The 25,343-nt window shown below is 67.3% G+C and carries 24 protein-coding genes; 14 read left to right on the top strand and 10 right to left on the bottom strand.

Translation table 11 applies throughout. The features are described 5' to 3' along the window. Positions 1 to 85: 85 nt before the first annotated feature. Together APZ15_RS26570 and APZ15_RS26565 are read right to left on the bottom strand one after the other, a co-directional pair. The gene (locus APZ15_RS26570; protein ID WP_027789892.1) at positions 86 to 436 is read right to left on the bottom strand and encodes a hypothetical protein; all 351 of its coding nucleotides are present in this window, start codon (positions 434 to 436) and stop codon (positions 86 to 88) included. A gap of 226 nt (positions 437 to 662) precedes the next feature. Then, entirely contained in the window at positions 663 to 1,580 is a 918-nt protein-coding gene (locus tag APZ15_RS26565; RefSeq protein WP_027789893.1) for a LysR family transcriptional regulator, read from the bottom strand. A gap of 326 nt (positions 1,581 to 1,906) precedes the next feature. Here APZ15_RS26565 and fae point away from each other — a divergent pair, with 326 nt between their 5' ends. The 4 genes from fae to APZ15_RS26545 all read left to right on the top strand — a co-directional run bounded on the left by fae (position 1,907) and on the right by APZ15_RS26545 (position 6,464). Then, complete coding sequence (gene fae, locus APZ15_RS26560; protein ID WP_027789894.1) at positions 1,907 to 2,431, top strand: formaldehyde-activating enzyme; 525 nt, start codon at positions 1,907 to 1,909, stop codon at positions 2,429 to 2,431. 41 nt (positions 2,432 to 2,472) lie between these two features. Continuing rightward, positions 2,473 to 3,495, top strand: a complete 1,023-nt coding sequence (locus tag APZ15_RS26555; protein WP_027789895.1) for an aldo/keto reductase — start codon at positions 2,473 to 2,475, stop codon at positions 3,493 to 3,495. A gap of 22 nt (positions 3,496 to 3,517) precedes the next feature. Further along, positions 3,518 to 4,969: an NAD-dependent succinate-semialdehyde dehydrogenase gene (locus APZ15_RS26550; protein ID WP_027789896.1), complete on the top strand. Its 1,452-nt coding sequence runs from the start codon at positions 3,518 to 3,520 to the stop codon at positions 4,967 to 4,969. A 160-nt stretch (positions 4,970 to 5,129) separates the two neighbouring features. Continuing rightward, positions 5,130 to 6,464 (top strand): MFS transporter, encoded by a 1,335-nt coding sequence (locus APZ15_RS26545; protein WP_226153311.1) that lies wholly within the window; start codon positions 5,130 to 5,132, stop codon positions 6,462 to 6,464. A 157-nt stretch (positions 6,465 to 6,621) separates the two neighbouring features. On the opposite strand, the gene APZ15_RS26535 is transcribed toward APZ15_RS26545, so the two are convergent. Together APZ15_RS26535 and APZ15_RS26530 are read right to left on the bottom strand one after the other, a co-directional pair. Continuing rightward, positions 6,622 to 6,921, bottom strand: coding sequence for a type II toxin-antitoxin system RelE/ParE family toxin (locus tag APZ15_RS26535; protein ID WP_027791928.1), 300 nt, complete (start codon positions 6,919 to 6,921; stop codon positions 6,622 to 6,624). After that, the gene (locus APZ15_RS26530; RefSeq protein ID WP_027789898.1) at positions 6,918 to 7,175 is read right to left on the bottom strand and encodes a type II toxin-antitoxin system ParD family antitoxin; all 258 of its coding nucleotides are present in this window, start codon (positions 7,173 to 7,175) and stop codon (positions 6,918 to 6,920) included. Before APZ15_RS26530 ends, APZ15_RS26535 begins: the two co-directional genes overlap by 4 nt. Before the next feature lie 207 nt (positions 7,176 to 7,382). On the opposite strand from APZ15_RS26530, the gene APZ15_RS26525 reads away from it, so the two are divergent. From APZ15_RS26525 to APZ15_RS26515, 3 genes are all read left to right on the top strand, one after another. Then, a complete protein-coding gene (locus APZ15_RS26525; protein WP_049096432.1) occupies positions 7,383 to 8,117 on the top strand; it encodes a hypothetical protein in 735 nt (244 codons plus the stop codon). A 106-nt stretch (positions 8,118 to 8,223) separates the two neighbouring features. After that, positions 8,224 to 8,949 carry a hypothetical protein gene (locus tag APZ15_RS26520; protein ID WP_027789900.1) on the top strand — a complete coding sequence of 242 codons (726 nt, stop codon included), beginning with the start codon at positions 8,224 to 8,226 and terminating at the stop codon, positions 8,947 to 8,949. Continuing rightward, on the top strand, positions 8,946 to 9,299 hold the full coding sequence (locus APZ15_RS26515; protein ID WP_027789901.1) for a hypothetical protein: 354 nt from the start codon (positions 8,946 to 8,948) through the stop codon (positions 9,297 to 9,299). Before APZ15_RS26520 ends, APZ15_RS26515 begins: the two co-directional genes overlap by 4 nt. Positions 9,300 to 9,465: 166 nt before the next feature. On the opposite strand, the gene APZ15_RS26510 is transcribed toward APZ15_RS26515, so the two are convergent. Then, positions 9,466 to 10,341 (bottom strand): LysR substrate-binding domain-containing protein, encoded by an 876-nt coding sequence (locus APZ15_RS26510; RefSeq protein WP_027789902.1) that lies wholly within the window; start codon positions 10,339 to 10,341, stop codon positions 9,466 to 9,468. 239 nt (positions 10,342 to 10,580) lie between these two features. Here APZ15_RS26510 and APZ15_RS26505 point away from each other — a divergent pair, with 239 nt between their 5' ends. The 5 genes from APZ15_RS26505 (at position 10,581) to APZ15_RS26485 (ending at position 17,650) form a co-directional block, all read left to right on the top strand. Beyond that, entirely contained in the window at positions 10,581 to 11,519 is a 939-nt protein-coding gene (locus tag APZ15_RS26505) for a LysR substrate-binding domain-containing protein (RefSeq protein WP_027789903.1), read from the top strand. A gap of 332 nt (positions 11,520 to 11,851) precedes the next feature. Next, the gene (gene aldA, locus APZ15_RS26500) at positions 11,852 to 13,276 is read left to right on the top strand and encodes an aldehyde dehydrogenase (RefSeq protein WP_027789904.1); all 1,425 of its coding nucleotides are present in this window, start codon (positions 11,852 to 11,854) and stop codon (positions 13,274 to 13,276) included. Between the two features lie 130 nt (positions 13,277 to 13,406). Beyond that, entirely contained in the window at positions 13,407 to 14,753 is a 1,347-nt protein-coding gene (locus APZ15_RS26495; protein ID WP_034196096.1) for an MFS transporter, read from the top strand. Next, a complete protein-coding gene (locus tag APZ15_RS26490; RefSeq protein ID WP_027789906.1) occupies positions 14,750 to 15,967 on the top strand; it encodes a mandelate racemase/muconate lactonizing enzyme family protein in 1,218 nt (405 codons plus the stop codon). The genes APZ15_RS26495 and APZ15_RS26490 overlap by 4 nt, the downstream gene beginning before the upstream one ends. A 15-nt stretch (positions 15,968 to 15,982) precedes the next feature. Next, entirely contained in the window at positions 15,983 to 17,650 is a 1,668-nt protein-coding gene (locus APZ15_RS26485; protein ID WP_027789907.1) for a GMC family oxidoreductase, read from the top strand. A gap of 86 nt (positions 17,651 to 17,736) precedes the next feature. Here the strand turns inward: APZ15_RS26485 and APZ15_RS26480 are convergent, their stop codons facing one another. Both APZ15_RS26480 and APZ15_RS26475 read right to left on the bottom strand, forming a co-directional pair. Then, positions 17,737 to 18,036: a barstar family protein gene (locus tag APZ15_RS26480; RefSeq protein WP_027789908.1), complete on the bottom strand. Its 300-nt coding sequence runs from the start codon at positions 18,034 to 18,036 to the stop codon at positions 17,737 to 17,739. 155 nt (positions 18,037 to 18,191) lie between these two features. Then, positions 18,192 to 19,085, bottom strand: coding sequence for a LysR family transcriptional regulator (locus tag APZ15_RS26475; protein ID WP_027789909.1), 894 nt, complete (start codon positions 19,083 to 19,085; stop codon positions 18,192 to 18,194). A gap of 121 nt (positions 19,086 to 19,206) precedes the next feature. Here APZ15_RS26475 and APZ15_RS26470 point away from each other — a divergent pair, with 121 nt between their 5' ends. Continuing rightward, positions 19,207 to 20,238, top strand: coding sequence for an NAD(P)H-quinone oxidoreductase (locus tag APZ15_RS26470; protein ID WP_049096431.1), 1,032 nt, complete (start codon positions 19,207 to 19,209; stop codon positions 20,236 to 20,238). A gap of 14 nt (positions 20,239 to 20,252) precedes the next feature. On the opposite strand, the gene APZ15_RS26465 is transcribed toward APZ15_RS26470, so the two are convergent. From APZ15_RS26465 to APZ15_RS26455, 3 genes are all read right to left on the bottom strand, one after another. Then, the gene (locus tag APZ15_RS26465; protein ID WP_051363309.1) at positions 20,253 to 21,074 is read right to left on the bottom strand and encodes a quaternary amine ABC transporter ATP-binding protein; all 822 of its coding nucleotides are present in this window, start codon (positions 21,072 to 21,074) and stop codon (positions 20,253 to 20,255) included. 14 nt (positions 21,075 to 21,088) lie between these two features. After that, positions 21,089 to 22,054 (bottom strand): ABC transporter permease, encoded by a 966-nt coding sequence (locus APZ15_RS26460; RefSeq protein ID WP_027789911.1) that lies wholly within the window; start codon positions 22,052 to 22,054, stop codon positions 21,089 to 21,091. A 70-nt stretch (positions 22,055 to 22,124) separates the two neighbouring features. Next, the gene (locus APZ15_RS26455; RefSeq protein ID WP_027789912.1) at positions 22,125 to 23,162 is read right to left on the bottom strand and encodes an ABC transporter substrate-binding protein; all 1,038 of its coding nucleotides are present in this window, start codon (positions 23,160 to 23,162) and stop codon (positions 22,125 to 22,127) included. Between the two features lie 577 nt (positions 23,163 to 23,739). Between APZ15_RS26455 and APZ15_RS26450 the strand changes: the two genes are divergently transcribed. Next, positions 23,740 to 24,891, top strand: a complete 1,152-nt coding sequence (locus APZ15_RS26450; protein ID WP_027789913.1) for a porin — start codon at positions 23,740 to 23,742, stop codon at positions 24,889 to 24,891. Positions 24,892 to 25,343: the final 452 nt, after the last annotated feature.

Genomic DNA, 25,343 nt, shown 5'->3' with positions numbered 1-25,343 from the left:
GGCGGACAGCACGGCGACCGGGCGGCGGATCGGACAAGCCATCAAGGAACGAACCACAATCCACGAGCAACAGCCGTTCCCAACTTCACCGTGCCTTCGGCCCGACGCGCAACCGGCGCGCGACCGGCCCGATCACCGCATCGGCCTGCTGCGCGATCAGCATGTGCAGCGTGAAATCCAGGTCTTCCGGCGCGATGTCGAAGCGCACGTGCACCACGTCGCGCACGGCGCGCGCGCTGACGACGTACACGCCGAGCGGGGAATGCAGCAGCGCCGCGAGCCGCGCATGCGCGTGTTCTCCGGAGTCGGCCGTCAGCGTGACGGGCAACTGCAGGCGCGGGCGCGGCGGCGGGAACGGAATGACGTTGTCGGGTGCGCCGGCGCGCAACTGGCGGCCGGCGACATCGAAGGCGGGAACGGGATGAATGAAGGTCATGGAGCGGACGGAGGCCGTCTCGGCTGTTCGACACGTCCCCAGCTTAGAAGAGACCGCATAAACGTCGTGCAAAAAAACGGGCCGCCCGTGCAAAAAACGGCACGGGGGACACAACACGTCAACGACCAGCAGCATGGCGGCCGGCCGTGCGGTCGCGATGCGCGCGACGCGACCGCCCGCCACCCGCCGCGGTTCGCGCCAATCACGCCGTGCGCCGGCCGCCGCGCTACGCGAACGCTTCGAGCGACGCGCGCCGCCGCTCGTCGACCATCGATTCGATCAGCGACACCAGATCGTCGGTGAGCGGATCGCAGATGCCCGGCGAGCGATGCAGTTCGAGATCGGCCGCCGGCAGCAGCGGCAGCCCGTCCGTCTCGTCGAGCACGCGCCAGTTCTCGGGCAGCGTGCAGCGGTCGATCATCGTCACGGCCGCGCCGTGGTTCACCGCGATCTTGATGCCGGTCGGGCTCTGGCTCGTATAGACGACGTGATACGGCCGCCCGGCCGTCGCGAGCGCCTGCAGCCCGCGCTGCCGGTAGCAGCACGTCTCCGGAAACAGCGCGAGCGGCACCGACGCCTGCGGGCCGAGCACGAAATCGCGGTGCGCGGCCCACACGACATCGTGCCGGCCGAGCAGCCGCCCGCCCGCGTTCGGCCCGTGCCGCACGACGAGCGCGACGTCGAGCTCGCCGGCCTGCAGCCGTTCGAGCAGTTCGAGCGACGTGCGGCAATGCACGTGAAAGCGCGCACCCGGCCGCATCGCATAGAACGACTTCAGCAGGTCGGGCAGCCACAGCTCCGCGTAGTCCTCCGGCAGCCCGAAGCGCACGACGCCGCGATCGCTGCTCGCCTGCTTCAGCGCGAGGATCGCGTCGTTCTGCACCTGGATGATGCGGCGCGCATGGATCAGGAAATTCTCGCCGTCGCGTGACAGTTCGAGCCGTCGGCTGTTGCGCATGAACAGGTGCGTATCGAGCCGCTCCTCGAGCGTGCGGATGCGCAGGCTGATCGTCGACTGCGTGCGATGCAGTTGCCGGGCCGCCGCGGTGAAGCCGCCGCTCTCGACCACGGCGACGAATGCCCGGATCAGTTCCGGATCGAGCGAACTGAGCTTCGACCAATCGGGCCTTTGAATGGCAGCCATCGGAATTACTCGCTTTCGAAAAAAGAAGGGAAGACGAAAGATAGGGCTCGGAGTACGCCGATTGTTGTCCGGATGCGCCCGGCCCTCCAACCCCTGCCCGGGTATGACAAACCCGGAGCCGGTTCACGAACGAGCACCCGCCAGTTCCGCCCCGCCCGCCGTCACGACACCGGCCGAGGCCCGCCCGGCGGGCGTCCGCGTGACGGGCCCAGGGCTTTCCCGGAGACGACGAAAACTCATAGCCCGATCAGAAAACATCGATTCACCGGCCGTGCCGCGGCCCACCACAATCGCCTCACACCCAACCTCATCGACGAGACATCGCAATGACCGCATCCCAACCCAGGCAGCTTTACATCGGCGAAGGCTTCGAAGGCCCCGGCGTCAACCTCGCGCACATCAACGTGCTGGTCGGCCCGCGCAACGGCCCCGCGGGCCAGGCGTTCGCCACGGCCCTCGCGACGCCGTCGGCCGGCCATGCGCCGTTCGTCGTGATCGCGCAGCCGGGCGTGCCGACCAAGCCGCTCACGCTGTACGTCAACAAGGCGCAGATCGCCGGCGATTTCCACGGCAACGCCACGTGGGGCGCGTCGCAGGCCGGCATCGCGAAGGCCGTCGCCGAAGCGCTCGAGAACGGCACGCTGCCGCCCGAAGCGGAGAACGACTGGGTCGTCGTGTCGGCGAACTGGGTGAACCCGCAGACCGACGATCTCGATGCCGTGTTCGAGAACAACTATCGCGCGTGCCGCACCGCGATCGTCGCCGCGATGGAAGGGCTACCGCATCGCGACGCGGTATTCGCCGCCGCGCGCGACGTGTCGAACCCGTTCTACACCCCGAAGAAAAACTGAAGACGACAAGCGGCCGACACAAGGCCGCACCTGGAGGAAGCATGGAATACGTCCGCCTCGGCCAGTCCGGCCTGACGGTGTCCCGCCTGTGTCTCGGCACGATGAACATGGGCACCCCCGACTGGAAACCCTGGATCTTCGACGAAGCGCAGAGCGAGCCGATCGTGCGCCGCGCGCTCGACGCCGGCGTGAACTTCATCGATCTCGCCGATTTCTATTCGACGGGCGTCGGCGAGGAAGTGGTCGGCCGCATCCTGAAGCGCAACGCGCGCCGCGAGGAGCTCGTCGTGACGACCAAGGTCGGCTACGACATGGGCAGCTACCCGAACGCGGGCGGCCATTCGCGCAAGCACGTGCTCGACGGCATCGACGCTTCGCTGAAGCGGCTCGGGATGGATTACGTCGACATCTTCATGCTGCACTTCTTCGACGTGAACACGCCCGTCGAGGAAACGATGAGCGCGCTGCACGACATCGTGCGCGCGGGCAAGGCGCGTTATATCGGCGTATCGACGATGTACACGTGGCAGTTCGCGAAAATCATGCAGGCCTGCGAACGAAACGGCTGGGACAAGCCGGTCAACATGCAGCTGCAGCTGAACCTCGCGTATCGCGAGGAGGAGCGCGAGATGGTGCCGTACTGCATCGACCAGGGCGTCGGCGTGTCGGTGTTCAGCCCGCTCGCGCGCGGCCTGCTGACCTGCGAGCCGCAATCGACGCGCAACCAGACCGACTTCTTCACCGCGCAGATGTACGGCGATGCCGCATCGCTCGCGATCGCGGAATCGGTCGCGAAGGTCGCGAAGCGACGCGGCGTGCCGCCCGCGCAGATTGCGCAGGCGTGGGTGCTGAGCCGCCCCGGCGTCGCGAGCATGCTGGTCGGCGCGGATTCCGTCGCACAGTTCGACAGCGCACTCGGCGCGCTCGAGACACAGCTCACCGAAGAGGAATTGCACGAACTGGAGCGCAACTACACGCCGTGCGACCTGATCAACGACTACACGGCCGGCAAGCGCATCGCGCGCGCGTCGCGTCCGGCGCAGGGCAGTTTCGCGACGGACTGAGGCACTGAAGGAACGACACACGATGAACGAATTTCTGAGGACCGGCCATTACATCGGCGGCGAATGGCACGAACCGCATGGCGCGAGCGATGCGACCTATCCGGTGCTGAACCCCGCGACCGGCGAAACGATCGCGAAAGTCGCGAAAGGCGGCGCCGACGACACGCAGCGCGCCATCGACGCAGCCGCGCACGCGTTCCCCGCGTGGCGCGCACTGACCGCGAAGGAGCGCGGCGCACGCGTGAAGCGCTGGGGCGAGCTGATGCTCGAACATCGCGATGCGCTCGCCGGGCTGCTGACGCGCGAGCAAGGCAAGCCGCTCGCGGAAGCGCGCGGCGAAGTCGCGTACGCGGCGAGCTTTCTCGAATGGTTCGCGGAAGAAGCGAAGCGCATGTACGGCGACGTGATCCCGAGCCCGAAGCCGGATGCGCAGATCGTCGTCACGCGCGAGCCGGTCGGCGTCGTCGCGGCGATCACGCCGTGGAATTTCCCGCTCGCGATGATCACGCGCAAGGCCGGCCCCGCGCTCGCGGCCGGCTGCACGATGGTGCTGAAGCCGTCGGAGGAAACGCCGCTGTCGGCGTTCGCGCTCGCGGTGCTCGCCGAGCGCGCGGGCGTGCCGGCCGGCGTGTTCAACGTCGTGTCGGGCGACGCGGTCGCGATCGGCGAAACGCTGACGAGTTCGCCCGTCGTGCGCAAGCTGTCGTTCACGGGCTCGACGCGGGTCGGCAAGCTGCTCGCGAAGCAGTCGGCCGACACGCTGAAGAAGCTGTCGCTCGAACTCGGCGGCAACGCGCCGTTCATCGTGTTCGACGATGCCGATCTCGATGCGGCGGTCGCGGGCGCGATCGCGTCGAAGTTCCGCAACACGGGCCAGACCTGCGTGTGCGTGAACCGCTTTCTCGTGCAGGACGGCGTGTACGACGCATTCACGCGCAAGCTCGCGGACGCCGTGCGCACGCTGCGCGTCGGCAACGCGCTCGCGGGTGAGGTCGACCAGGGGCCGCTGATCAACGAGGCGGCGCTCGGCAAGGTCGAGCGGCACGTGGCCGATGCGGTCGCGAAGGGCGCGCACACGCTCACCGGCGGCAAGCGTCATGAGCTCGGCGGCACGTTCTACGAGCCGACCGTGCTGGCCGGCATGACGGCCGACATGCTGATCGCCGAAGAGGAAACCTTCGGCCCCGTCGCCGGCTGCTTCCGCTTCGCGACCGAGGAAGAGGCCGTCGCCGCGGCCAACGATACGCCGTTCGGGCTGTCCGCGTACTTCTATACGCGCGATCTCGGCCGCGCGTGGCGCGTGTCGGGTGCGCTGGAAAGCGGAATGGTCGGCGTCAACGACGGGATCATCTCGACCGAAGTCGCGCCGTTCGGCGGCGTCAAGCAATCGGGGCTCGGCCGCGAGGGCTCGAAGTACGGCCTCGACGAATACGTGGAACTCAAGTACACGCTGATGGCCGGCCTCGGCCGCTGACCGCTCCCCGCGGTCGACCCGCGCCGCGCGCCGCCCGGCCGCGCGGCGCCTTGCACGGCGCTCGCGGCGCAGCGCCGCCTGCGCGCGCCGCCGCGCGCCAGATAACGATCCAGGAGGCAGCTTGACCCAAGCCAACGTTCAATCCGGCACCGCGCGCGCGTTGCCGCTGTCGCGTGGCGCCGATGCGCCGCACCGCCCCGTCACGCTCGACGACGTGCCGCTCAACCGTTTCCACGTGAAGATCGCCGGCCTGACGTTCGGCGCACATTTCACCGAAGGCTACACGCTCGGCACGATCGGCTACGCACTCGCCGCGCTCGGCAGGCAGATGCCGATCGACGCGTTCTGGATGGGGATGATCGGCAGCTCGGCGCTGATCGGCATCTTCCTCGGCAGCCTCGTGTTCGGCTGGCTGTCCGACCGGATGGGCCGCCAGAAGATTTTCCTGACGAGCTTCGTGATCATCACGGCGGCCGCGTTCGCGCAGTTCTTCGTCACGTCGCCGCTCGAACTGTGCGTACTGCGCGTGCTGATCGGCTTCGGGATGGGCGGCGATTTCACCGTCGGCCACGCGATCCTCGCCGAATTCTCGCCGCGCAAGCATCGCGGCACGCTGCTCGGCTCGTTCAGCGTGATCTGGACGATCGGCTATGTCGCCGCGAACGTGCTCGGCCTCGCATACGGCGACGCCACGCCCGACGCATGGCGCTGGCTGCTCGCATCGGCTGCTTTGCCTGCGCTGATCGTGCTGGTCCTGCGGATCGGTACACCCGAATCGCCGCGCTGGCTGCTCGGCAAGGGCCGCGTGCAGGAAGCACGCGCGATCGTCGCGAAACATTTCGGGCCGCACGTGATGCTCGACGGTTCGGCCGAACCGCAGGCGAATGCCGGCTTCGCGCGGCTGTTCCAGCGTGACCTGATCCGCCGCACGATTTTCAACTGTGCGTTCTTCGTGTGCCTCGTGATTCCGTATTTCGCGATCTACACGTTCCTGCCGACGATCCTGAAGACGATCGGCCTCGCCGAAGGCTTCGGTGCGGACCTGCTGCTGAACGCGTTCCTCGTGCTGGGCGCGCTGATCGGCATAGGGCTGACGATCCGGCTGTCGCGACGCGGCTTCCTGATCGGCTCGTTCGCGGTGACGTGTGCGTCGCTCGTCGCGCTCGCGGTGCTGCCGTCGGCGGCGGCCGCCGCGATGATCGTCGCGTTCGCGATCTTCACGCTGACGATGTCGGCGTTCAGCAATCTCGTCGGCGTGTTCCCGCCCGAGTGCTTCCCGACCGAAGTCCGCGCGAGCGGCGTGGGCCTCGCGATCGCGTGCAGCCGGCTCGGTTCGGCGATCGGCACGTTCCTGCTGCCTGCCGGCATCGCGACGCTCGGCTTTCACGCGACGATGTTCGCGCTCGCGGGCGTGCTGCTGGTGGGGATGATCGTGTCGATCGCGTGGGCGCCGGAGACGAAGCATCTGACGCTGGAGGAGGCGTCGGGGCATTGACGACGGAGGCGGGTGGCGTGCCCGCCTGCTTCGTCACGCTCGGTGCTTTCGCTTCGACTCGCCGCCGATACGTACCGGCGGTGCCGATCGCGATTCGAACGAACCCGGCCGTGGCCGGGTTCGCGCATTCCGGACGCGATGCGGTGCGCGCGTTCGTTCAGAACAGAATCGACGCGTAGTCCCGCGCGCCGTGCAAGATGTGAAGAATGTCGATCCGCGCCGGCGGATCACCGACGACCCGATAGAAGATCTGGTAGTTGCCGTACACGCGGTGCCGCACGCCGTGACGCTCGAAGCGCGGCACCAGCGGAAACGCCAGCGGCATCGCGGCCAGACTCATGCACTTGTCGCGAATCTCCCGCACGAACGTCACGGCGCGTTGCGGGTTGTCGCGTGCGATGTCATCGGCGACCGCTTCGAGTTCGTCAATCGCAAAATCGGACAGGCGCACGATCAGGCCTGCCGATCCGCCCGCGCCCGATACTTCGCCTCGAGACGGTCGAAGACTTCCGCCGCCTCGGCGCCGCGTCCTGCTTCCGCATCGGCCAGGCTGCGCGCGATCACCGCGTCCAGCGCATTCAGTTGCGCCTCGCGATCCTGGATCAGGCGCACGCCTTCGCGCAGCACTTCGCTCTTGGATCCGTAGCGCCCCGATTCGACCAGCTTCGCGACGTAAGCCTCCAGTTGCTGGCCCAGTTCCGCACTGATCATGTCGACCTCCCGACCGGATTGAATTCGATCCGCCGAGCGTACCTTGGTTATCAACTATTATCAATAAGACACGCTCCGGACGGAACGGCGCGAACACTTTCACGGCCGATCGGGTGAATGGACGAAACGGGATTCAGGCAGGCCGCGGCGGTGCCGGCATTCACCCGGGTTTCGCCTTCACTCGTGTAGCCTTGCCGAACGCCCACCATGCGAACACCGATCATGATTGAAGACATCGTCACGCCACAACCCGGCCTGAAGGTCTACCCGTCGGACACCGACGTCTTTGCCGAGGCCGATGCCGCACTCGCGCGCCATCTGCATCCGCTCGTGTCGATCGACCTGTCGACGGTCGATCCGTCGTGGCAGGGCTGGATCCACCTGCTCAGCCCGGTCGAACCTTATGACGGGCTCGTCGGGCAGGACACGGCCGCGTACCACAACGACTATCTTCGCGCGAACTGGATCGGGTTCCGGCTCGACGACGACAACCGCTACACGCTGCTCGGCGACCGGCGCTACTTCTATCTGGAAAACCCGCCCGACCCGCGTGACGCAGGCTATCGCAAGGAACTGGAGGCGCATTACGCCGAACAACAGGCCAGCATCGAAACCGCACGCAAGCGGTTCGCCGAATACGGCGTGCTCTACTCGTCGAACCAGTACGCGCCGGCCGAGCGCGATTTCAGCCAGGAAAAGCCGTGCAATCTCGTCGACCAGCTTGGCGGATCGGTCGGCTGGGGCAACTGGTCGGGCACCTCGGATTTCCCGGTCGACGACAGCGATCCGGACGACATCCGGCCGATCGGCCCCGACGGGGCGCGCTTTCGCTTCGTTGCCGGCGTGACTGGATGGGAATATCGCGCGGCGGGCGCCGACTGGATTCTCCTGTTTTACGAACCGGTCAGCCGCGTGGCGCTGCTGACGTTCGACTGGTCGTAAGGCGGGCGGGACGGCAGGCGTTCCGCCTCGTGGTTGGCCGTTCGGCGGACTCGGCGCGGCGGATTCGCGGCGATAGGCTGGGGGTTTCCGATTTTCGACCGCAACCATGCACGCCCGCCTTGTCGACCTCAGTCATGTCCTGCCGTACGAGACGACGTACTTCGACGACCGGCTCGCGGTCGAACGAAACGGCCTCGATATTTCCGCGTTGCTGGGTGTGGACGGTCACGTTCCCGACGCGTTGCTGGTTTCGTTGTGCGGCGCGCCCACCGGATCGGAGATTCAAGCCTATCTCGACAGCAGAGGCTGGTTGACGCTCTCGGTCACGAACACCACCTGGATCCGATCCGAAAACCGCGTATCGGTGCGTCGAGAATCGGACACATCCCTACTTGAACTCAAGACGATCGATCTCGTCGACAACGCAATCGCGGGACTCGGCGCGGCGATGCTGTGGCGCATCGTCAGGGCATCTGATACGTTGGGCATCAGCCGAATCATTGCATTCGCAGCGGGGGGCCGGAAGGCCGCGCCCAAACCGGGCGGGCGCCGGCTACTCGGATACTACGCATGGCCACGGTTCGGTTTCGACGCGCCCATTCCCGACAAGTGCAGCGATGAAGCAGCGTTGTTCCAGTATTTCCAGGGGCGCCCGGCCGGTCTTGCCGACGGATCGCTCCGGTCGCTGCGTGCGCTCTATGCCACACGATTCGGGCGAGATTTCTGGCGTGTGGCGGGATCACATCGCTGGATGTCATTCGACGTCGCACCGCACGGCACATCGGCGCAGGCGCTGCAAAGATACCTGATCGAAAAGGGGATTTACGAATGAACGCAAAGCACACGCCCATTGCCGGATTCCGGATCGCGCGCGCCATGGCAAAGCGGGGCCGGCCGGCGAACCGGCATCGCCTTGCTCTCGTCTCCGAAGCCAGGCAACTCCTCGATACGCTCGTCGCAAACGAACTCCATCGAAGCCTGGCGCGCGTCATGCGCCAGTCCGTCACCGGGCATGACATACGACCGGCCGACATGCCGGCATCCCCGCCTCGACGCGCCGTCTTCAACGTCGGGCGTATCGATCTCTCCAAGTGCCAGTTGCCAGTCGAATCGATCGCCGAAATCGAAGCCAGCGGCCGCCGAGAGACACTCATGCACTTCGGACACGACCCCGACGCGTAGCCGGCAACGACGGGAAGAAGCCGTCTGGCTCGGCTCGACATCGAGCGTACAGGTCTCCCGTTGGTAACGATCTTTAACGGACACCAAAGTTGGAAGCGGTGTGCGACCGGCGCGGACCGATCCGATTTTTCCCACATTCCGATCAGCCGCGTCCCACAGTCGCCCCCTACCCCTTCCGCCCCACCTGCTCCCTCACCCACGCGGCAAACGCAAGCACGTGCTCGACCGCGACACTCTCCGGCTCGACATCGAGCCAATAGCCGAACGGCCCGATCGGCTGCACCGGCGACAGCCGCACGAGGCTGCCTTCGGCGATCTCCTCCTCGATCATGTTCAGGTCGACCACCGCGAGCCCCGCCCCCTTGCGCGCTGCGCGGATCGCCTGTTCGAGCGTGGAAAACTCGATGCCGTCGCCGATCCGCGCCACCGGCACGCCCGCCTGCTCGCACCAGTCGGCCCACAGCGTCAGGCGCTTGCCTTCGTGCAGCACATGCAGCGACGGCAACCGGCCGAGCAGCACGTCGAGCGCATCGCCGCGATAACGCGGCGCACCGACGAGCGCATGCCGCTCCATCATCAGCAGCTCCGACTGCATCCCCGTGCGCGCCGCGCGCCCGAAGCGGATGTGGCAATGGCAATCGTCGGCCGGCTCGGTGCGGATCGACAGCTCGACGTCGGGCAGCGTCTCCGCGAGCGTGCCGAGCCGCGGCGAAAACCACTGCGTCGCGAACGTCGGCGGCAGCGACACCGTCAGGCGCCGCTTCGCACCCGGCCGCGTGGCGACGACTTCGTCGACGCCGCGCTCGATCGTGTCGAACGCCTGCCCGATGAACGGCAGCAAGCGCTCGCCGGCCTCGGTCAGGCGCACGCCCTTGTGATCGCGCTCGAACAGCCGCGCGCCGAGCGCTTCCTCGAGCAGCCGGATCTGCCGGCTCACCGCCCCCTGGGTCACGCACAGCGAAACCGCCGCACGGTTGAAGCTCAGGTGACGCGCGGTCTCCTCGAAAAATCGCAGCGCGATCAACGATGGCAGGCGTCGCATGATGTGTGTCCCTTTCGTTCGTATCGTTCGTATCGTTCACGTCGTTCGTGCTGTTGCCGGCCGTCACCGCCGTCCATCCTGCGGGCCGCCTGATCGCAACCCTGCGCGCCAGCCGCCGCGCCGTAAAAACCCCGAGGACCCGCACTCTCCTTCGCCTCCATTCATCGTCCCCGCGCCCGCGCCGCCCGCCTACAATAAGCATCCCGCACCAAACACGACACCGCCCCGTGAGACGCAAGATGCCGGCGCTGAACGCGCTGAAAGCCTTCGAGATGGCCGGCCGCACCGGCAGCTTCACGCGCGCGGCCGAACTGCTCAACGTAACGCAGAGCGCGGTGAGCCGCCAGGTTCGCCAGCTCGAAGGCCAGCTCGGCGAAACCCTGCTCGAGCGGCGCCATCACCAGCTCGAACTGACGGCGGCCGGCCGCGTGCTGCTGCGCGCGCTGCAGCAATCGTTCGACAAGATCGAGCTGACCGTACGCAGCCTGCAGGAAAAAACCCATCTGAACCGCCTGCGCGCGAACGTGCCGCCCACCTTCGCCGCGCGCTGGCTGATGCCGCGGCTCGGCCGGCTGCGCGACGCGCATCCCGAATTCGAGCTGAGCCTCACGACCCGCATTCACGACAGTCTCGGCGAATCGCGCGTGCTCGACTGCGCGATCCGGTTCGGCGACGGCGAATGGGACGGCTTCGACAACGCACCGCTGATGCAGGAGCAGCATATCGCCGTCTGCGCACCGGCGCTGTATGCGCGGCTGCGACAGGACGGCGCGCCGATCGACCTGAACCGCTTCACGCTGCTGCACGTGCTCGCCACCGACGACCAGCGCTACCTGACCTGGCAGCACTGGCTGAAGGCCGCCGGCATCGCCGACGTCGACACGCGCGGCGGCTACGAATTCGACCTGCTCGACCACGCGATCCGCGCGGCGATCGACGGCCTCGGGATCACGATCGCCGATCGCCACATGGTCGCGCGCGAGCTGGCGACCGGGCAACTGATGCAGGTGCTCAACGTGCACGTCGACGGCCATCAGTCGTACTGGTTCGTCACGCGGCCCGAACAGACGAACCTGCCGCACATCGTCCAGTTCCGCGACTGGCTGCAGCAGGAAGTGTGGCTCGCGAAGCGCCACCTCGAACCGTCGTCGCCGCTTCCGCAAGTGCCGCTGGCCTAGCAGCCCCCCCGCCCCGACCGACCGCGAGCGCCGTCGACCGGCACGCGCGGGCGACACCTTACCGGTTTCCACGCCCGTCCGCACTCTGCCCCGTCTGAAAATGCGGCCCGGCCACCGCCCGCCCCGCGTCCGTTCCCCCGGCTCGCGCCACGGCAGCCTTGCCGGACGGGCGATTCCGGCCGACAGTCCGAGTAACGTGCGTTTTTCTCATGCCCGGCACGAAAATAAGTCGTTTGTCGTGCGCTAAACGCATGAAGAGAATGGCCTCTGTCCCGTGCCGCGCGTGTCGCCACCCGAAGCGATCCGCCTGCATTCATCGGAGGAGTCACTTCATGCGCACCGAACGCAATTACGTGAACGGCCGTTTCGTCGCCCCGGAAAGCGACGCGTTCATCGTCGTCCACAATCCCGCCACCGAAGCGCCGTTCGCGCGCGTGCCGGCCACGACGCCGGCCGACGCACTCGCCGCCGTCGACGCCGCGGCCGCCGCGCAGAAGGCGTGGCGCAAGCTGCCGAGCGCAGAGCGCGCCGCGTACCTGCACCGCTTCGCCGACGCGCTGACCGCGCGTGCGCCCGAGATCGGCGCGGCGCTCGCGCAGGAATCCGGCAAGAGCGTCGAGGACGCGTCGAACGAAGCCGTCTACGCGGGCCAGATCACGCGCTATCACGCCGAGTGGGCACGCCGGATCGAGGGCGAGATCATCCCGAGCGACACGCCCGACGAGAACCTGTTCCTGCAGCGCGAGCCGATCGGCGTCGTCGCGTGCCTGATCCCGTTCAACTATCCCGTCTACACGCTGCTGCGCAAGGTCGCGCCCGCGCTGATCGCCGGCAACACCGTGGTCGTGCGGCCGAGCAACCACACGCCGGTATCCGCGTTCGAGATCGCGAAGGCGGCCGACGATGCGGGCTTCCCGCCGGGCGTCGTCAACATTCTGACGATGGATCACGCGACGGCCGAAGCGCTGTGCACGCACCCGGCAGTCGGGATGATCACGCTGACCGGCAGCGTGAACGCGGGCCGCAAGGTGCTCGATTACTGCAAGGCGAACATCGCGAAGCCGTCGCTCGAACTCGGCGGCAAGACGCCCGCGATCATCGAGCCCGACGCCGATCTCGAACGCGCGGCCGCCGCGCTCGTCGCGTCGAAGACGACCCATTGCGGCCAGCTCTGCACGGCGATCGAGCGCGTGTATGTACACGACAGCGTGCACGACCGTTTCGTCGCACTGCTGAAGGAGAAGATGGCGGCCGTGCGCATCGGCGACCGGGCGGAAGACGCCACCCGTATGGGCCCGCTCGTCAGCGGATCGGCACGCGCGCACATCCACGGGATGGTCGAACGTGCGATCGCGGCAGGCGCGACGCTCGAAACCGGCGGCGCGATCCCCGACGGCCCCGGCTTCTTCTACCCGGCCACGCTGCTCACCGGCGTGCGGCAGGACATGGAGATCGTGCAGGAGGAGACCTTCGGCCCGATCATGCCGGTGCTGCGCTACGCGACGATCGACGAAGCGATCGCGCAGGCGAACGACCACCAGTTCGGCCTGTCGTCGGTGCTCTACACCGAGCGCTACCGCACCGCGATGACCGTCGCGAACGCGATCGAAGCCGGCGAGCTGTACGTGAACCGCACGCCGGCCGATCCGTACCAGGGCTTCCATGCCGGCTGGAAACGTTCGGGCCTCGGCGGCGACGACGGCAAGCACGGGATGCTCGAATTCACGCAGACGCGCCTCGTCGTCATGAAGTACTGACACCGCGATACCCACGCACCGTTTCCGGCGCGCGCACCAACGCACCACGCCGCGCGCCGCCCCTGCCCCGACCAGACCATAAAAAAACTGCAGGCGTCCGCCTCGAGGACGCCTGATGGAGGAAGACATCATGCCGACCCAACCGTCGACGCCCGCCGCGTCGCTCGCGTTGCACGACGACGCTCACGCGTCGCAGCACTCCCGCGCGCAACGTTACCTGCAACTGCTGCTGCTCGTGATTGCCGCGGGCGCGATCTATCCGATGCTGTATCTGCGGCAGGTGTACCAGCCGACGATGCTGCAGTTCTTCCATATCGACGACGTGCAGCTCGGCTACCTGTACTCGTCGCTCGGCACGATCTTCCTCGTCAGCTACCTGCCGAGCGGCTGGCTCGCCGACCGCCTGTCGCCGCGCTGGCTGATCTGCTTCTCGCTGCTCGCGACGGGCGCGCTCGGGCTCGCCTACGCGACCGGGCCGTCGTTCGACACGCTCGTGCTGATCTTCGGCGGCTGGGGGCTGACCACCGGCCTCACGTTCTGGGCCGCCGTGATCAAGCGCGTGAACATGATCGCGGGCCCCGACGAACAGGGCCGCTTCTTCGGGCTGCTCGACGGCGGCCGCGGGCTCGTCGAGGCGCTGCTCGCGACGATCGCGATCACGCTGTTCGCCTACGTGACGCAGGCGCACGGCGGCACCGACGCGGCCGGCTTCGGGCTCGTCGTGCACCTGTACGCATTCTTCTGCATCGCGCTCGGCGTGCTGCTCGCGCTGGTGAAGGATCCGGCGGGCACGAGCGACCGTGCGGCCGCCGCGCAGCGCCGCACCGGCAGCGACCGCCGGGGCAACGTGCTGACCGACCTGAAGACGCTCGCGGCGATCCCCGAGCTGTGGCTCGTCGCCGCGATCGTGTTCTGCGGCTACCAGGTGTTCTGGGCGACCTACAGCTTCTCGGCCTATCTGCACGAAGGCAATTTCGGGCTCAGCGCGACGGCGGCCGGCTTCATCACGACGCTCAAGCTGTGGATGCGCCCGATCGGCGGCATCGGCGGCGGCTTCCTCGGCGACCGCGTATCGAAGGTGTCGGTGCTGTTCTGGGCGCTGGTGCTCGCCGCGCTGTCGCTCGTCGGCCTGATCGCCGCGCCCGCGCACAGCCCGCAGGCGATGCTGGTCGTGCTCGTGCTGTTCATCGGCATCCTCACCTACGCGATCCGCGGCCTGTACTGGTCGCTGCTCGACGACTGCAAGGTGCCGACGCATTGCGCCGGCCTCGCGATCGGCCTGATCTCGGTGCTCGGCTATTCGCCCGACGTGTTCGTGCCGCTGATCAACGGCTACGTGACGCAGACCTTCCCGGGCGCGCACGGCTACCAGCTCTATTTCGGCTATATCGCGGCCATCGCGCTCTGCGGCGCGGGCGCGGCCGCCTTCCTCAAATACCGTCTCACCCGCATTCACCGAATCCAGGAGTCCGCATGAAGATCGTTTCGCTCGAAACCCATATCGTCGCCGTGCCGCCGCCGCATGTCGGCGGGATGTACTGGATCTTCGTGAAGCTGAAGACCGACGACGGTATCGAAGGCGTCGGCGAGATCTATTCGGCGACGTTCGGCCCGAAGGCGATGGCCCCGATCATCGACGACGTGTTCGAACGCCACCTGCTGAACCGCGACCCGCATCACGTCGAACGGCTGTTCCGCCAGGCCTATTCGAGCGGCTTCACGCAGCGACCGGACCTCACGATGATGGGCGTCGTCAGCGGCCTCGAAATGGCGTGCTGGGACATCGTCGGCAAGGCCGCCGGCAAGCCCGTGTACGAACTGCTCGGCGGGCAGATCCACGAGCGGCTGCGCTCGTACACGTACCTGTACCCGAAGAACGCGAAGGGCGAATACGACTACGACGATCCCGATCTCGCGGCCGAATGCGCGGCCGAGAACGTGAAGCTCGGCTTCACCGCCGTGAAGTTCGACCCGGCCGGCCCGTACACGGCCTACTCGGGCCACCAGCTGTCGCTGGACGTGCTCGACCGCTGCGAGACGTTCTGCCGCAAGGTGCGCGAAGCCGTCGGCAGCAAGGCCGACCTGCTGTTCGGCACGCACGGGCAGATGGTGCCGTCGTCGGCGATCCGGCTCGCGAAGCGGCTCGAGAAGTACGACCCGCTGTGGTTCGAGGAGCCGGTTCCCCCCGGCCAGGAAGAAGCGATCGCGCAGGTCGCGAAGCACACGTCGATCCCGATCGCGACCGGCGAGCGCCTGACCACCAAGTACGAGTTCCACAAGCTGCTGCAGGCGGGCGGCGCGTCGATCCTGCAGCTGAACGTCGCGCGCGTGGGCGGCCTGCTCGAAGCGAAGAAGATCGCGACGCTCGCCGAAGTGCACTACGCGCAGGTCGCACCGCACCTGTACAACGGGCCGGTGGGCGCCGCCGCGAGCATCCAGCTCGCGACCTGCACGCCGAACTTCCTGATCCAGGAAAGCATCATGACGTGGGGCGGTTTCCATGCCGAAGTCGTGAAGACGCCGATCCGCTGGGAGGACGGCTACATCATCCCGTCCAACGAGCCGGGCCTCGGCATCGAGCTCGACATGGACGTCGTGCGGCGCCACACGCCCTACACGGGCGAACGGCTGCACCTGCAGATGGGCGAACACCCCGTCGACGTGAAGGATCTCGCCCCCGCGAAGGGCTGAGCGCAAAGGACAGACATGAGCTACGACTACATCATCGTCGGCGCGGGCTCGGCCGGCTGCATCCTCGCGAACCGCCTGAGCGAATCGGGCCGGCACTCGGTGCTGCTGCTCGAGGCGGGCGAACGCGACGCGTCGTTCTGGTTCAAGGTGCCGGTCGGCTTCACGAAGACCTACTACAACCGCCGCTACAACTGGATGTACTACAGCGAGCCCGAGGCGCAGCTCGCCGATCGCAAGCTGTACTGCCCGCGCGGCAAGGTGGTCGGCGGGTCGGGCTCGATCAACGCGATGGTCTACGTGCGCGGCCAGCGCAGCGACTACGACGACTGGGCGGCCGCCGGCAATCCGGGCTGGGCGTACGACGACGTGCTGCCGTACTTCCGCAAGCTCGAAACCCACGCGGCCGGCACGACCGATCCGCAGCATCACGGCGCGACGGGGCCGATTCACATCACGTCGATGAAGGCCGACGTGCATCCGATCGTCCACGAATTCCTGAAGGGCTGCGGCGAACTGAACCTGCCGCGCACCGACGACTTCAACGGCGCGCAGTTCGAAGGCGCGGGCATCTACGACCTGAACACGAAGAACGGCGAACGCTGCTCCAGCAGCTTCGCGTACCTGCGTCCCGCGCTGGGCCGCGCGAACCTCACGCTGCGCGCTGGCGTGCTCGTGCGGCGCGTGACCTTCGACGGCACGCGCGCCACCGGTGTGGTCGTCTCAGGCGCGCACGGCGACGAAACGCTCGTCGCCGCGCGCGAGGTGATCCTCGCGGCCGGCGCGGTCGATACGCCGAAGCTGCTGCAGCTGTCGGGCGTCGGCGATCCGGCGCTGCTCGCGCGCCGGCGCGTGCCGCTCGTGCATGCGCTGCCGGCCGTCGGCCGCAACCTGCAGGACCACCTGTGCGTGAGCTTCTACTTCAAGGCGAACCGGCCGACGCTGAACGACGAGATGGGCACGCTGCTCGGCAAGATGAAGATCGGGCTGCGTTACCTGCTGACGAAGCGCGGGCCGCTCGCGATGAGCGTGAACCAGGCCGGCGGCTTCTTCCGCGGCACGGACGATGCGCAGGAACCGAACCTCCAGCTCTACTTCAACCCGCTGTCGTACCGGATTCCGAAGAGCGACCGCGCGAGCATCAAGCCCGAGCCTTATTCGGGCTTCCTGATCGCGTTCAACCCGTGCCGGCCGACGAGCCGCGGCACGATCGAGATCGCGTCGAACCGCGCGGAAGATGCCGCGAAGATCCACGTCAACGCGCTCACCACGCGGAAGGATCTCGACGAAGCCGTGCAGGGCAGCAAGGTGATCCGTGCGCTGATGCGCGCGCCGGCGCTGAAGTCGATGACCGTCGAGGAAATCTCGCCGGGGCCGCAGGTCGATTCCGACGAAGCGATGCTGCGGTATTTCCGCGAGCAGTCGGGTTCGATCTACCACCTGTGCGGCTCGTGCGCGATGGGGCCGGACGCGGCGACGTCGGTGGTCGATGCGTCGCTGCGCGTGCACGGGCTGCAGGCGCTGCGGATCGTCGATGCGTCGGTGTTCCCGAACATCACGTCGGGCAACATCAACGCGCCGACGATGATGGTCGCGGAAAAGGGCGCGGATCTGATCCTGGCGGATGCGGGACACGGCGAAGCGTCTGCCGTGAGCGCAAGCGAACGGGAAACGGTCACGCATTGAGGCGGCTGCGTTTTCGCCGATTGCCGTTCCGGCAATCGGCTTCACGACGCAACTCGATGCAACGCGATGCAACGTCAGCGCCGCGACTATGCGCAATAGGACAACACGATCAACGGGTCCCCCCCTTCCTTCGTTGCTCGCCAATTGATGAACGCGCTGCACTCGACGAGTGCGGCGAAAATCTCCGGATTGCGCTCCTTCAACGCTCCCGCATCGTCGATCCGCAGCGACACGATGCCGTGCTCGTAGCAATAGTCGCTCATGCAATCATTCCATGCATTCATGTTCCGGCCGTAGTAACCCGGAAATCCGAATTCGCTCGCGAAGTAGTCGTGAAACTTCGCCCAATCGCCAAGCGCTTTTCCGTCCACACTGAATCGATTCATCGAGTCCTCTCGTTCACCGTAAAACCACTGCCGCCGTTCGTTATTCACGCCCCCAAGGCCGGCTCGCCAGCATCGAACAGGTCACACCCGCCCGGGCCGATCCCGCAGATCGCCGACACATCGCAGCGTGCCGCATCCCGTCCTTCGATTCACATTCAATCCCCCGCATCGCCCGACATCGCCACCTCGTCGAACACCCGCACGATGTGATCGATCATCGCGCTCATCCGCGCGGTATGCCGCAGATCCTTGTGCGTGACCATCCAGACTTCATAGGGCCGCGCCGACGTGCGCGCCGGCCACACGCGCACCAGCCCGTCGCGCTCCGCGATCGGCACCGGGAGTTCGGCGAGCCCGAGCCCGGCGCGCGCGGCCGCGCGCAGCATGAGATTCGAATTCAGCCCCGACACGATCCGCCCCGCGCGCACCGGCTCGCCGACCACCGTCAGCGGGTTGCGCGCATTCAGGTGCGGCAGGAAGCACACGAGGTCGTGCCCTTCGAAGCCGGTGCCGGGCGTCGGCTCGCCATGCCGCGCGAGATAGTCCTCTGACGCGTACAACGCCGTCGGCCATGCCGCGAGCCGGCGCATGAGCAGATCGGGATTGTCGGGCTTGATCGTGCGGATCGCGATGTCCGCCTCGCGCTTGGCCAGGTTCTCCACCTGCGTCGACGTGTTGAGCAGCACGCGCACGTCCGGATGCTCGTCGTGCAGGTTGCGCATCGCGCGCATCACGAATTCGAGCCCGATCGTATCGGTCGTCGTCACGCGCACGTCACCCGCGAGGCGCCGGTCGACGCCCTGGGTCTGCCGCACCAGATCGATCGCCGACTGTTCCATCTTCTCCACGTTGCGCAGCGCCACCTCGCCCACCGCGGTCGGCACGTACCCGGCCGACGTGCGCAGGAACAGCGTCGCCCCGAGCGCGCGCTCGAGCGCCGCGAGCCGCCTGCCGACCGTCGCCTGGTCGAGCCCGACCGCCCGCGCGGCGCCGCGCAGGCTGCGTTCGCGGTGGATCGCGAGAAAAATCCGTGCGTCGTCCCAGTTCAAGCGCCTTCTCCCGGTGTGATGCAAATTTGCATCTGTGGTCGTGAAAATCGCTGCGCGAATTCATCAAGGCCCAAGCCTATACTTTTTTCACCGATCACTCACCTGTCTTTCCGAGGCAAACATGTCCGAAACGCTCTCCCCCGTTCCCGCCGACATGGCGGCAGTCGAAATCACCCGCCCCGGCGGCCCCGATGTCCTCGCTACCGCACGTCGCCCCGTGCCGCGGCCGAAAGCCGACGAAGTGCTGATCCGGGTTCACGCCGCCGGCGTGAACGGCCCGGACGTGCTGCAACGCAAGGGGCTCTACAACCCGCCGCCTGGCGCATCCGACATCCCGGGCCTGGAAATCGCGGGCGAAGTCGTCGCGACCGGCGAAGCCGTGCGCGACTTCGCGCCGGGCGACCGGGTCAGCGCGCTGGTGACGGGCGGCGGTTATGCGGAATACGCGGTCGCCCATCACCTCACGACGATGAAGCTGCCGCCCGGCCTCGACATGATCGAAGCCGCGGCGATGCCGGAAACGTTCCTGACGGTCTGGCTGAACCTGGTCCAGCGCGGGCGGCTGCAGGCGGGCGAATCGGTGCTGATCCACGGCGGCGCGTCGGGCATCGGCACCACAGCGACGATGATCGCCAAGGCGATGGGCGCGTCGACCGTCATCACGACGGTCGGCTCGGAAGCGCATCGCGCCGCGAGCCTGCGGCTCGGCGCGGATCACGCGGTGCACTACCAGGAACAAGATTTCGTGGCCGAAGTCGACAGGATCACCGCCGGCAAGGGCGTGGACGTGATCCTCGACATCATCGCGGGCGACTACGTCGCGCGCAATTACCGGGCCGCAGCGATGAACGGGCGGATCCTGCAGGTCAGCGCGCTCGCCGGGCCGGCGAAGGAACTCGACGTGTGGCCGATGATGACCAAGCGCCTCACGCACATCGGCTCGACGCTGCGCTCGCGCACACCGGAGGAGAAAGGCGCACTCATCGCCGAACTCGAACGGCAACTGTGGCCGCACGTCGCGGCGGGCACGGTCAAGCCGCAGGTGTTCCGCACCTTCACGCTCGACGACGCGCGCGGCGCACACGTGCTGATCGACTCGGGCGAGCACGTCGGCAAGATCGTGCTGACGACGGCCGCGCACCGCGCGGCCTGACCGGGCAAGACGCGTCAGTTCACGCTCGTGCGCTTCTCGACGAACCGCTTCACGTAATCGTCCGCCGGACGCGACAGGATGTCGTCCGGCGTGCCGACCTGCACGAGCGCGCCGTCACGCAGGATCGCGATCCGGTCGCCGATGCGCAGCGCCTCGTCGAGATCGTGCGTGATGAACACGATCGTCTTCGCAAGCGTCGCCTGCAGTTCGAGCAGCTGATCCTGCATCTCGGTGCGGATCAGCGGATCGAGCGCGGAGAACGCCTCGTCCATCAGCAGCACGTCGGTATCGGCCGCCAGCGCGCGCGCCAGCCCGACACGCTGCCGCATCCCGCCCGACAGCTCGTCCGGGTAATGATCGCCGTAACCGTCGAGCCCGACCTTCGTCAGCCAGTTGCGCGCGGCGTCAGCCGCGTCGTGCCGCTTCTCGCCGCGCGTGCGCAGCGCATACGCGGCGTTGTCGAGCACGGTCTGGTGCGGCAGCAGCCCGAAGTTCTGGAACACCATGCTGACCTTGTAGCGGCGCAACTCGCGCAGCCCGTGCGCGTCGAGCTTGATCACGTCGCTGCCGTCGATCACGATCTCGCCGGCCGTCGGCTCGATCAGCCGGTTGAAGTGCCGCACGAGCGTCGACTTCCCGGAGCCCGACAGCCCCATGATCACGAAGATCTCGCCCGACTCGATGCCGAGGCTCACGTCGTTGAGCCCGACGTTGCAGCCCGTTTCGGCCAGCACGTCGGCCTTGCGCCTGCCCGAGCGCAGCAGGTCGAGCACGCGCGCATGCGCGGCCTGCGGCCCGAACAGCTTGTACACGTGTTTGACGTCGATGGTCGCCATGTCTGCCTCCGTTTCTATGCCCGCGACGATTGCGTCGCCTGATTCGAATCGACGCCCGCCGGCTGCGCCTTGCGCGGCAGCCGGTACGGCACGCGCGACGCGCCCTTCTGCCGGCGCTGCTGCGCGAGCCGGCGGCGTGCACGCCGCTCCTGGCCGAAGCCCTGGCTGATCCGGTCGATCACGATCGCGAGGATCACGATCGCGAGGCCGGCCTGCGTGCCCTTGCCGACGTCGAGCGTCTGGATGCCCGCGAGCACGTCCTCGCCGAGCCCGCGCGAGCCGATCATCGACGCGATCACGACCATCGACAGCGCCATCATCGTCGTCTGGTTGATGCCGGCCATGATGCTCGGCCGCGCGAGCGGCAACTGCACGTTGACGAGCAACTGCCAGCGCGTCGTGCCGAACGCACGCGCGGCCTCCGTCACGTCCGGATCGACCTGGCGGATGCCGAGATCGGTCAGGCGGATCAGCGGCGGCAGCGCATAGATGATCGTCGCGAGAATCGCGGGCACCTTGCCGAGCCCGAACAGCATCAGCACCGGGATCAGGTACACGAAGCTCGGCAGCGTCTGCATCACGTCGAGCACGGGCAGCAGCATCCGCCGCAGCCACGCGCTGCGCGATGCGAGGATGCCGGCCGGCACGCCGATCGCGACCGACAGCACCGTCGCGACGAGCATCAGCGCGAGCGTCTGCATCAGCTTGTCCCACAGGCCGAAGCAGCCGATCGCGTAGAGCAGCAGCATGAAGAGCGCGCCGAGGCCGATGCGGCGCGTCGCATTCCACGCGATCGCGCCGACGACCAGCAGCACGAGCCACGGCGGCGCCACGCGCAGCGCGCCTTCGAGCGGCACGAGCAGGTAGCGCAGCACGAGCACGCTGAAGTGATGGAAGCTGTCGCCGTATTGCGCGACGAAAGTCTCGAGCGCGCCGTTCACCCAGTCGGCGATCGACAGGTGCAGAAAGAAGCCGTTCATGTTGATTCTCCGTCGCGCCGCGAAGGCGCGTGACGGCGGCGGCGGGCGCGGGCCCGCCGCCGCGCGCAGGTTACGCGCCCTTCAGGCTGCCGGCGATCTTCTGCGCGACGTCGGCCGGCACCCATTGCTTCCACATGTCCTGGCGAGTCTTCAGGAACTGCGTGGCCATCGCCGCGCCGTCGATCTTCTTCGTGGTCATCTCGAGGATCGTCTGGTTCAGGAAGTCCATCGGGAAACGCACCTTGCCGAATACGCCGACGAGATCGGGATTCGCGTCGGCGAACGGCTTCGACACGCCGACCGTCAGCCGCGACACCATGTACGACGACGCGCACTGGTGCGTGCTGCTCTCGTCGCGCAGCGTCTTCCAGCATGCCTCGTTATAGGCCGGCATCTTCAGCGCGGTGAATTTGTACTTCGCCATCAGCGCGGCCGGGCCCCAGTAATAGAACACGATCGGCGCGCCGCGCTGGTACGCGGACGCGATCGCCGCGTCGAGCGCCGCGCCGGTGCCCGGATGGAAGTTCGTGTACGACTGGTCGAGCTTCAGCACCTTCAGCAGACGCGTGTTCACACGCTCGCAGTCCCAGCCCGTCGGGCAGTTCAGGAAGCGGCCCTTGTCCGGCTCCTCCTCGTCGGCGAACACCTGCCTGAACTTCGGCAGATCGTCGACCGACACGAGCCCGGGCGCGACCGGCTTGATGTTGCGCGCCGGATCGCCCTTCACCACGTAGTCGGGCACGAACCAGCCTTCGGTCGTGCCGCCCGGCAGCGTGTCGCCGATCAGCTTCACGGCGCCCGACGAGACAGCCTTCGCGGTGATCTCGCTGCGGCCCGTCCACTGCTCGGCCCAGATCTGCAGGTCGTTGCGCGCGAGCGCCGTTTCGGTGGCGGCCGTGCTGCCCGGCACGACGTCCGTCTTGCAGCCGTAGCCCTTCTCCATGATCTGCCGCAGCACTTCGGTCGCGAACGACCCGCTCTCCCACGTGATGCCCGCGAAATGGACCGTCTTGCCGTCGGCGCACGCGCCGCCGGCCGCGTGGGCCGCGGGCGCGGACAGGATCGCCGCGGCGGCGAGAAGGACCGTTTTCAGTCGTCGAATCTGCATGGTGGGTCGTCTCCAAATCGAATCTGTTGTTTGTGCGTCGCGGCATGCGCGGCGACCGGCGAATCGTGCATCCGGCCACGTCCGGTCAGCCTGCATGTTTCAGCCGCCAATATGTTTAGGGAAACGAGTAATTCCGATCATGGCTATCGGCAGCGCCAATCGATCTTCGGGCGCCCCGCCAGGCCCGCCCGGCGGGCCTCCCGGCCGATCTCCCGCACCTGCGCACGGCCCCGGCCAGGCTGCGTCGCGCCCCCGTCCGGCGAGGGCGCGACCGGCGTTGGCGCGCGCCGCCGCGCACACGGTTTCGACTATCGAAACGGCCGGCCGCGACCCCATCGGCGAACCCGATCCCATCCATCGAAATTACTCGCTTCCGGTTCCTCTTCGGCTTGGGAAGAATGCGCGGTGTCATCGGAGGAGACACGACCCGGCACAGCCGGTCGCCGGCGCCGCCGCGCATCGCGCGTTTCCGGCGCCGCGCGCGCTGCGCCGGAAACGCCCCGGATGACGGGGCGCACCTCGCCGGTCGCGCCCACGACAACCGATACAAGAAGCTGGATATCCCGGAGATCTCTCAATGAAAAAGACCCTGACGGCGCTCGCCGTAACGGCAACCTTCGCCGCCCCCGTGTTCGCGCAAAGCAGCGTCACGCTGTACGGCGTGATCGACGAAGGCCTGAACTACACGAACAACGTCGGCACCGGCCACGTCTACGAGATGGCAAGCGGCTACGCGCAGGGCAGCCGCTGGGGCCTGAAGGGCAGCGAGGACCTGGGCGGCGGCATGAAGGCGATCTTCCAGCTCGAAAACGGCTTCGACGTGAACTCCGGCCGGCTCAACCAGGGCGGCCGCATGTTCGGCCGCCAGGCGTATGTCGGCCTGAGCCAGACGCAGTACGGCACGCTGACGTTCGGCCGCCAGTACGACTCCGTCGTCGACTATCTCGCGCCGACCACGGCCAACGGCAACTGGGGCGGCTACCTGCTCGCGCACCCGTTCGACAACGACAACACCGACAACTCGTTCCGCCTCGACAACACGGTGAAGTACGCGAGCCCGAACTTCGGCGGCTTCCAGTTCGGCGGCGCATACAGCTTCAGCAACAGCACGAACTTCTCGGACAACCGCGCGTACAGCTTCGGCGCGCAATACCAGAACAACGGCCTGCTGATCGGCGCCGCCTACCTGCAGGCGAACCACCCGGGCAACGGCTCGGCCGGCGCGATCACCGCGAACGACGCGAGCTACATCGCGGAGCGCATGCGCGTGTTCGGCGCGGGCATCAACTACACGTTCGGGCCCGCGACGCTCGGCTTCGCGTACACGAACTCGAACTACAAGAACCCGACCGGCAACGGCTACCTCGGCACGCCGGGCGCGATCATCGCACCGGGCGCGACGGTCAGCGCGATCAAGTACCAGAACTTCGAGGTCAACGGTTCGTACCAGATCACGCCGGCGTTCATGGTCGGCGCGCAGTACGTGCTGTCGCTCGAGAAGTACGACGCGTCGACCGGCGACGCGAAACCGAAGATCCACTCGGTCGGGCTGATGGCCGACTACAACCTGTCGAAGCGCACCGACGTGTACGTGCAGGCCGCGTACCAGCACATCGCCGGCGACAAGACGAACTCGATCCTCGACAACGCGTTCATCCCCGGCACCGACGCGCCGTCGTCGACGTCGAACCAGGTGGCCGTGCGTCTCGCGCTGCGCCACAAGTTCTGACGCAACCCGGTTCTCCGTTCTTCACCCGACACCCGCGCCGGTCGGCCCGAGGTGTCTTCGCCCGCCCGCACGCGCCAGCCTGCCGGCGGGTTTTTTCATTGTTCCTCGCCGATTTGCGGCGCGCGTGCGACAGCGGCCATCGCGTCGGACCGGACCCGCGCGTTCGACGGCCTCACGAAAATCCACGAAAATCGCTTCCGGCCTTTCATGTCCGCTGGTGCCCGTCTCGGTCCTGCGCACGCGCCGATACGTTCGCAGGGGTCGCGGTATCCGTCCGGCAGCGCACGTTTCGCCACGTTCGGGTCGATCACCGATAAGCCCCGCGCGGGATGAAGGGCGTTCGCGGTGGCGCATTGCTCACAATAGTTTGCAATTCCGCGTCAAGCCGGTCGATATGATCTGCCTGTCACCGTCGGGGCAGCATCGGCATCAACCATCCCGCGGCCGCGAGC

It is taken from the genome of Burkholderia cepacia ATCC 25416 (genome assembly GCF_001411495.1).
GTDB classification, from domain to species: Bacteria; Pseudomonadota; Gammaproteobacteria; order Burkholderiales; family Burkholderiaceae; genus Burkholderia; species Burkholderia cepacia.
This window is presented reverse-complemented; position numbering and strand designations above follow the sequence as displayed.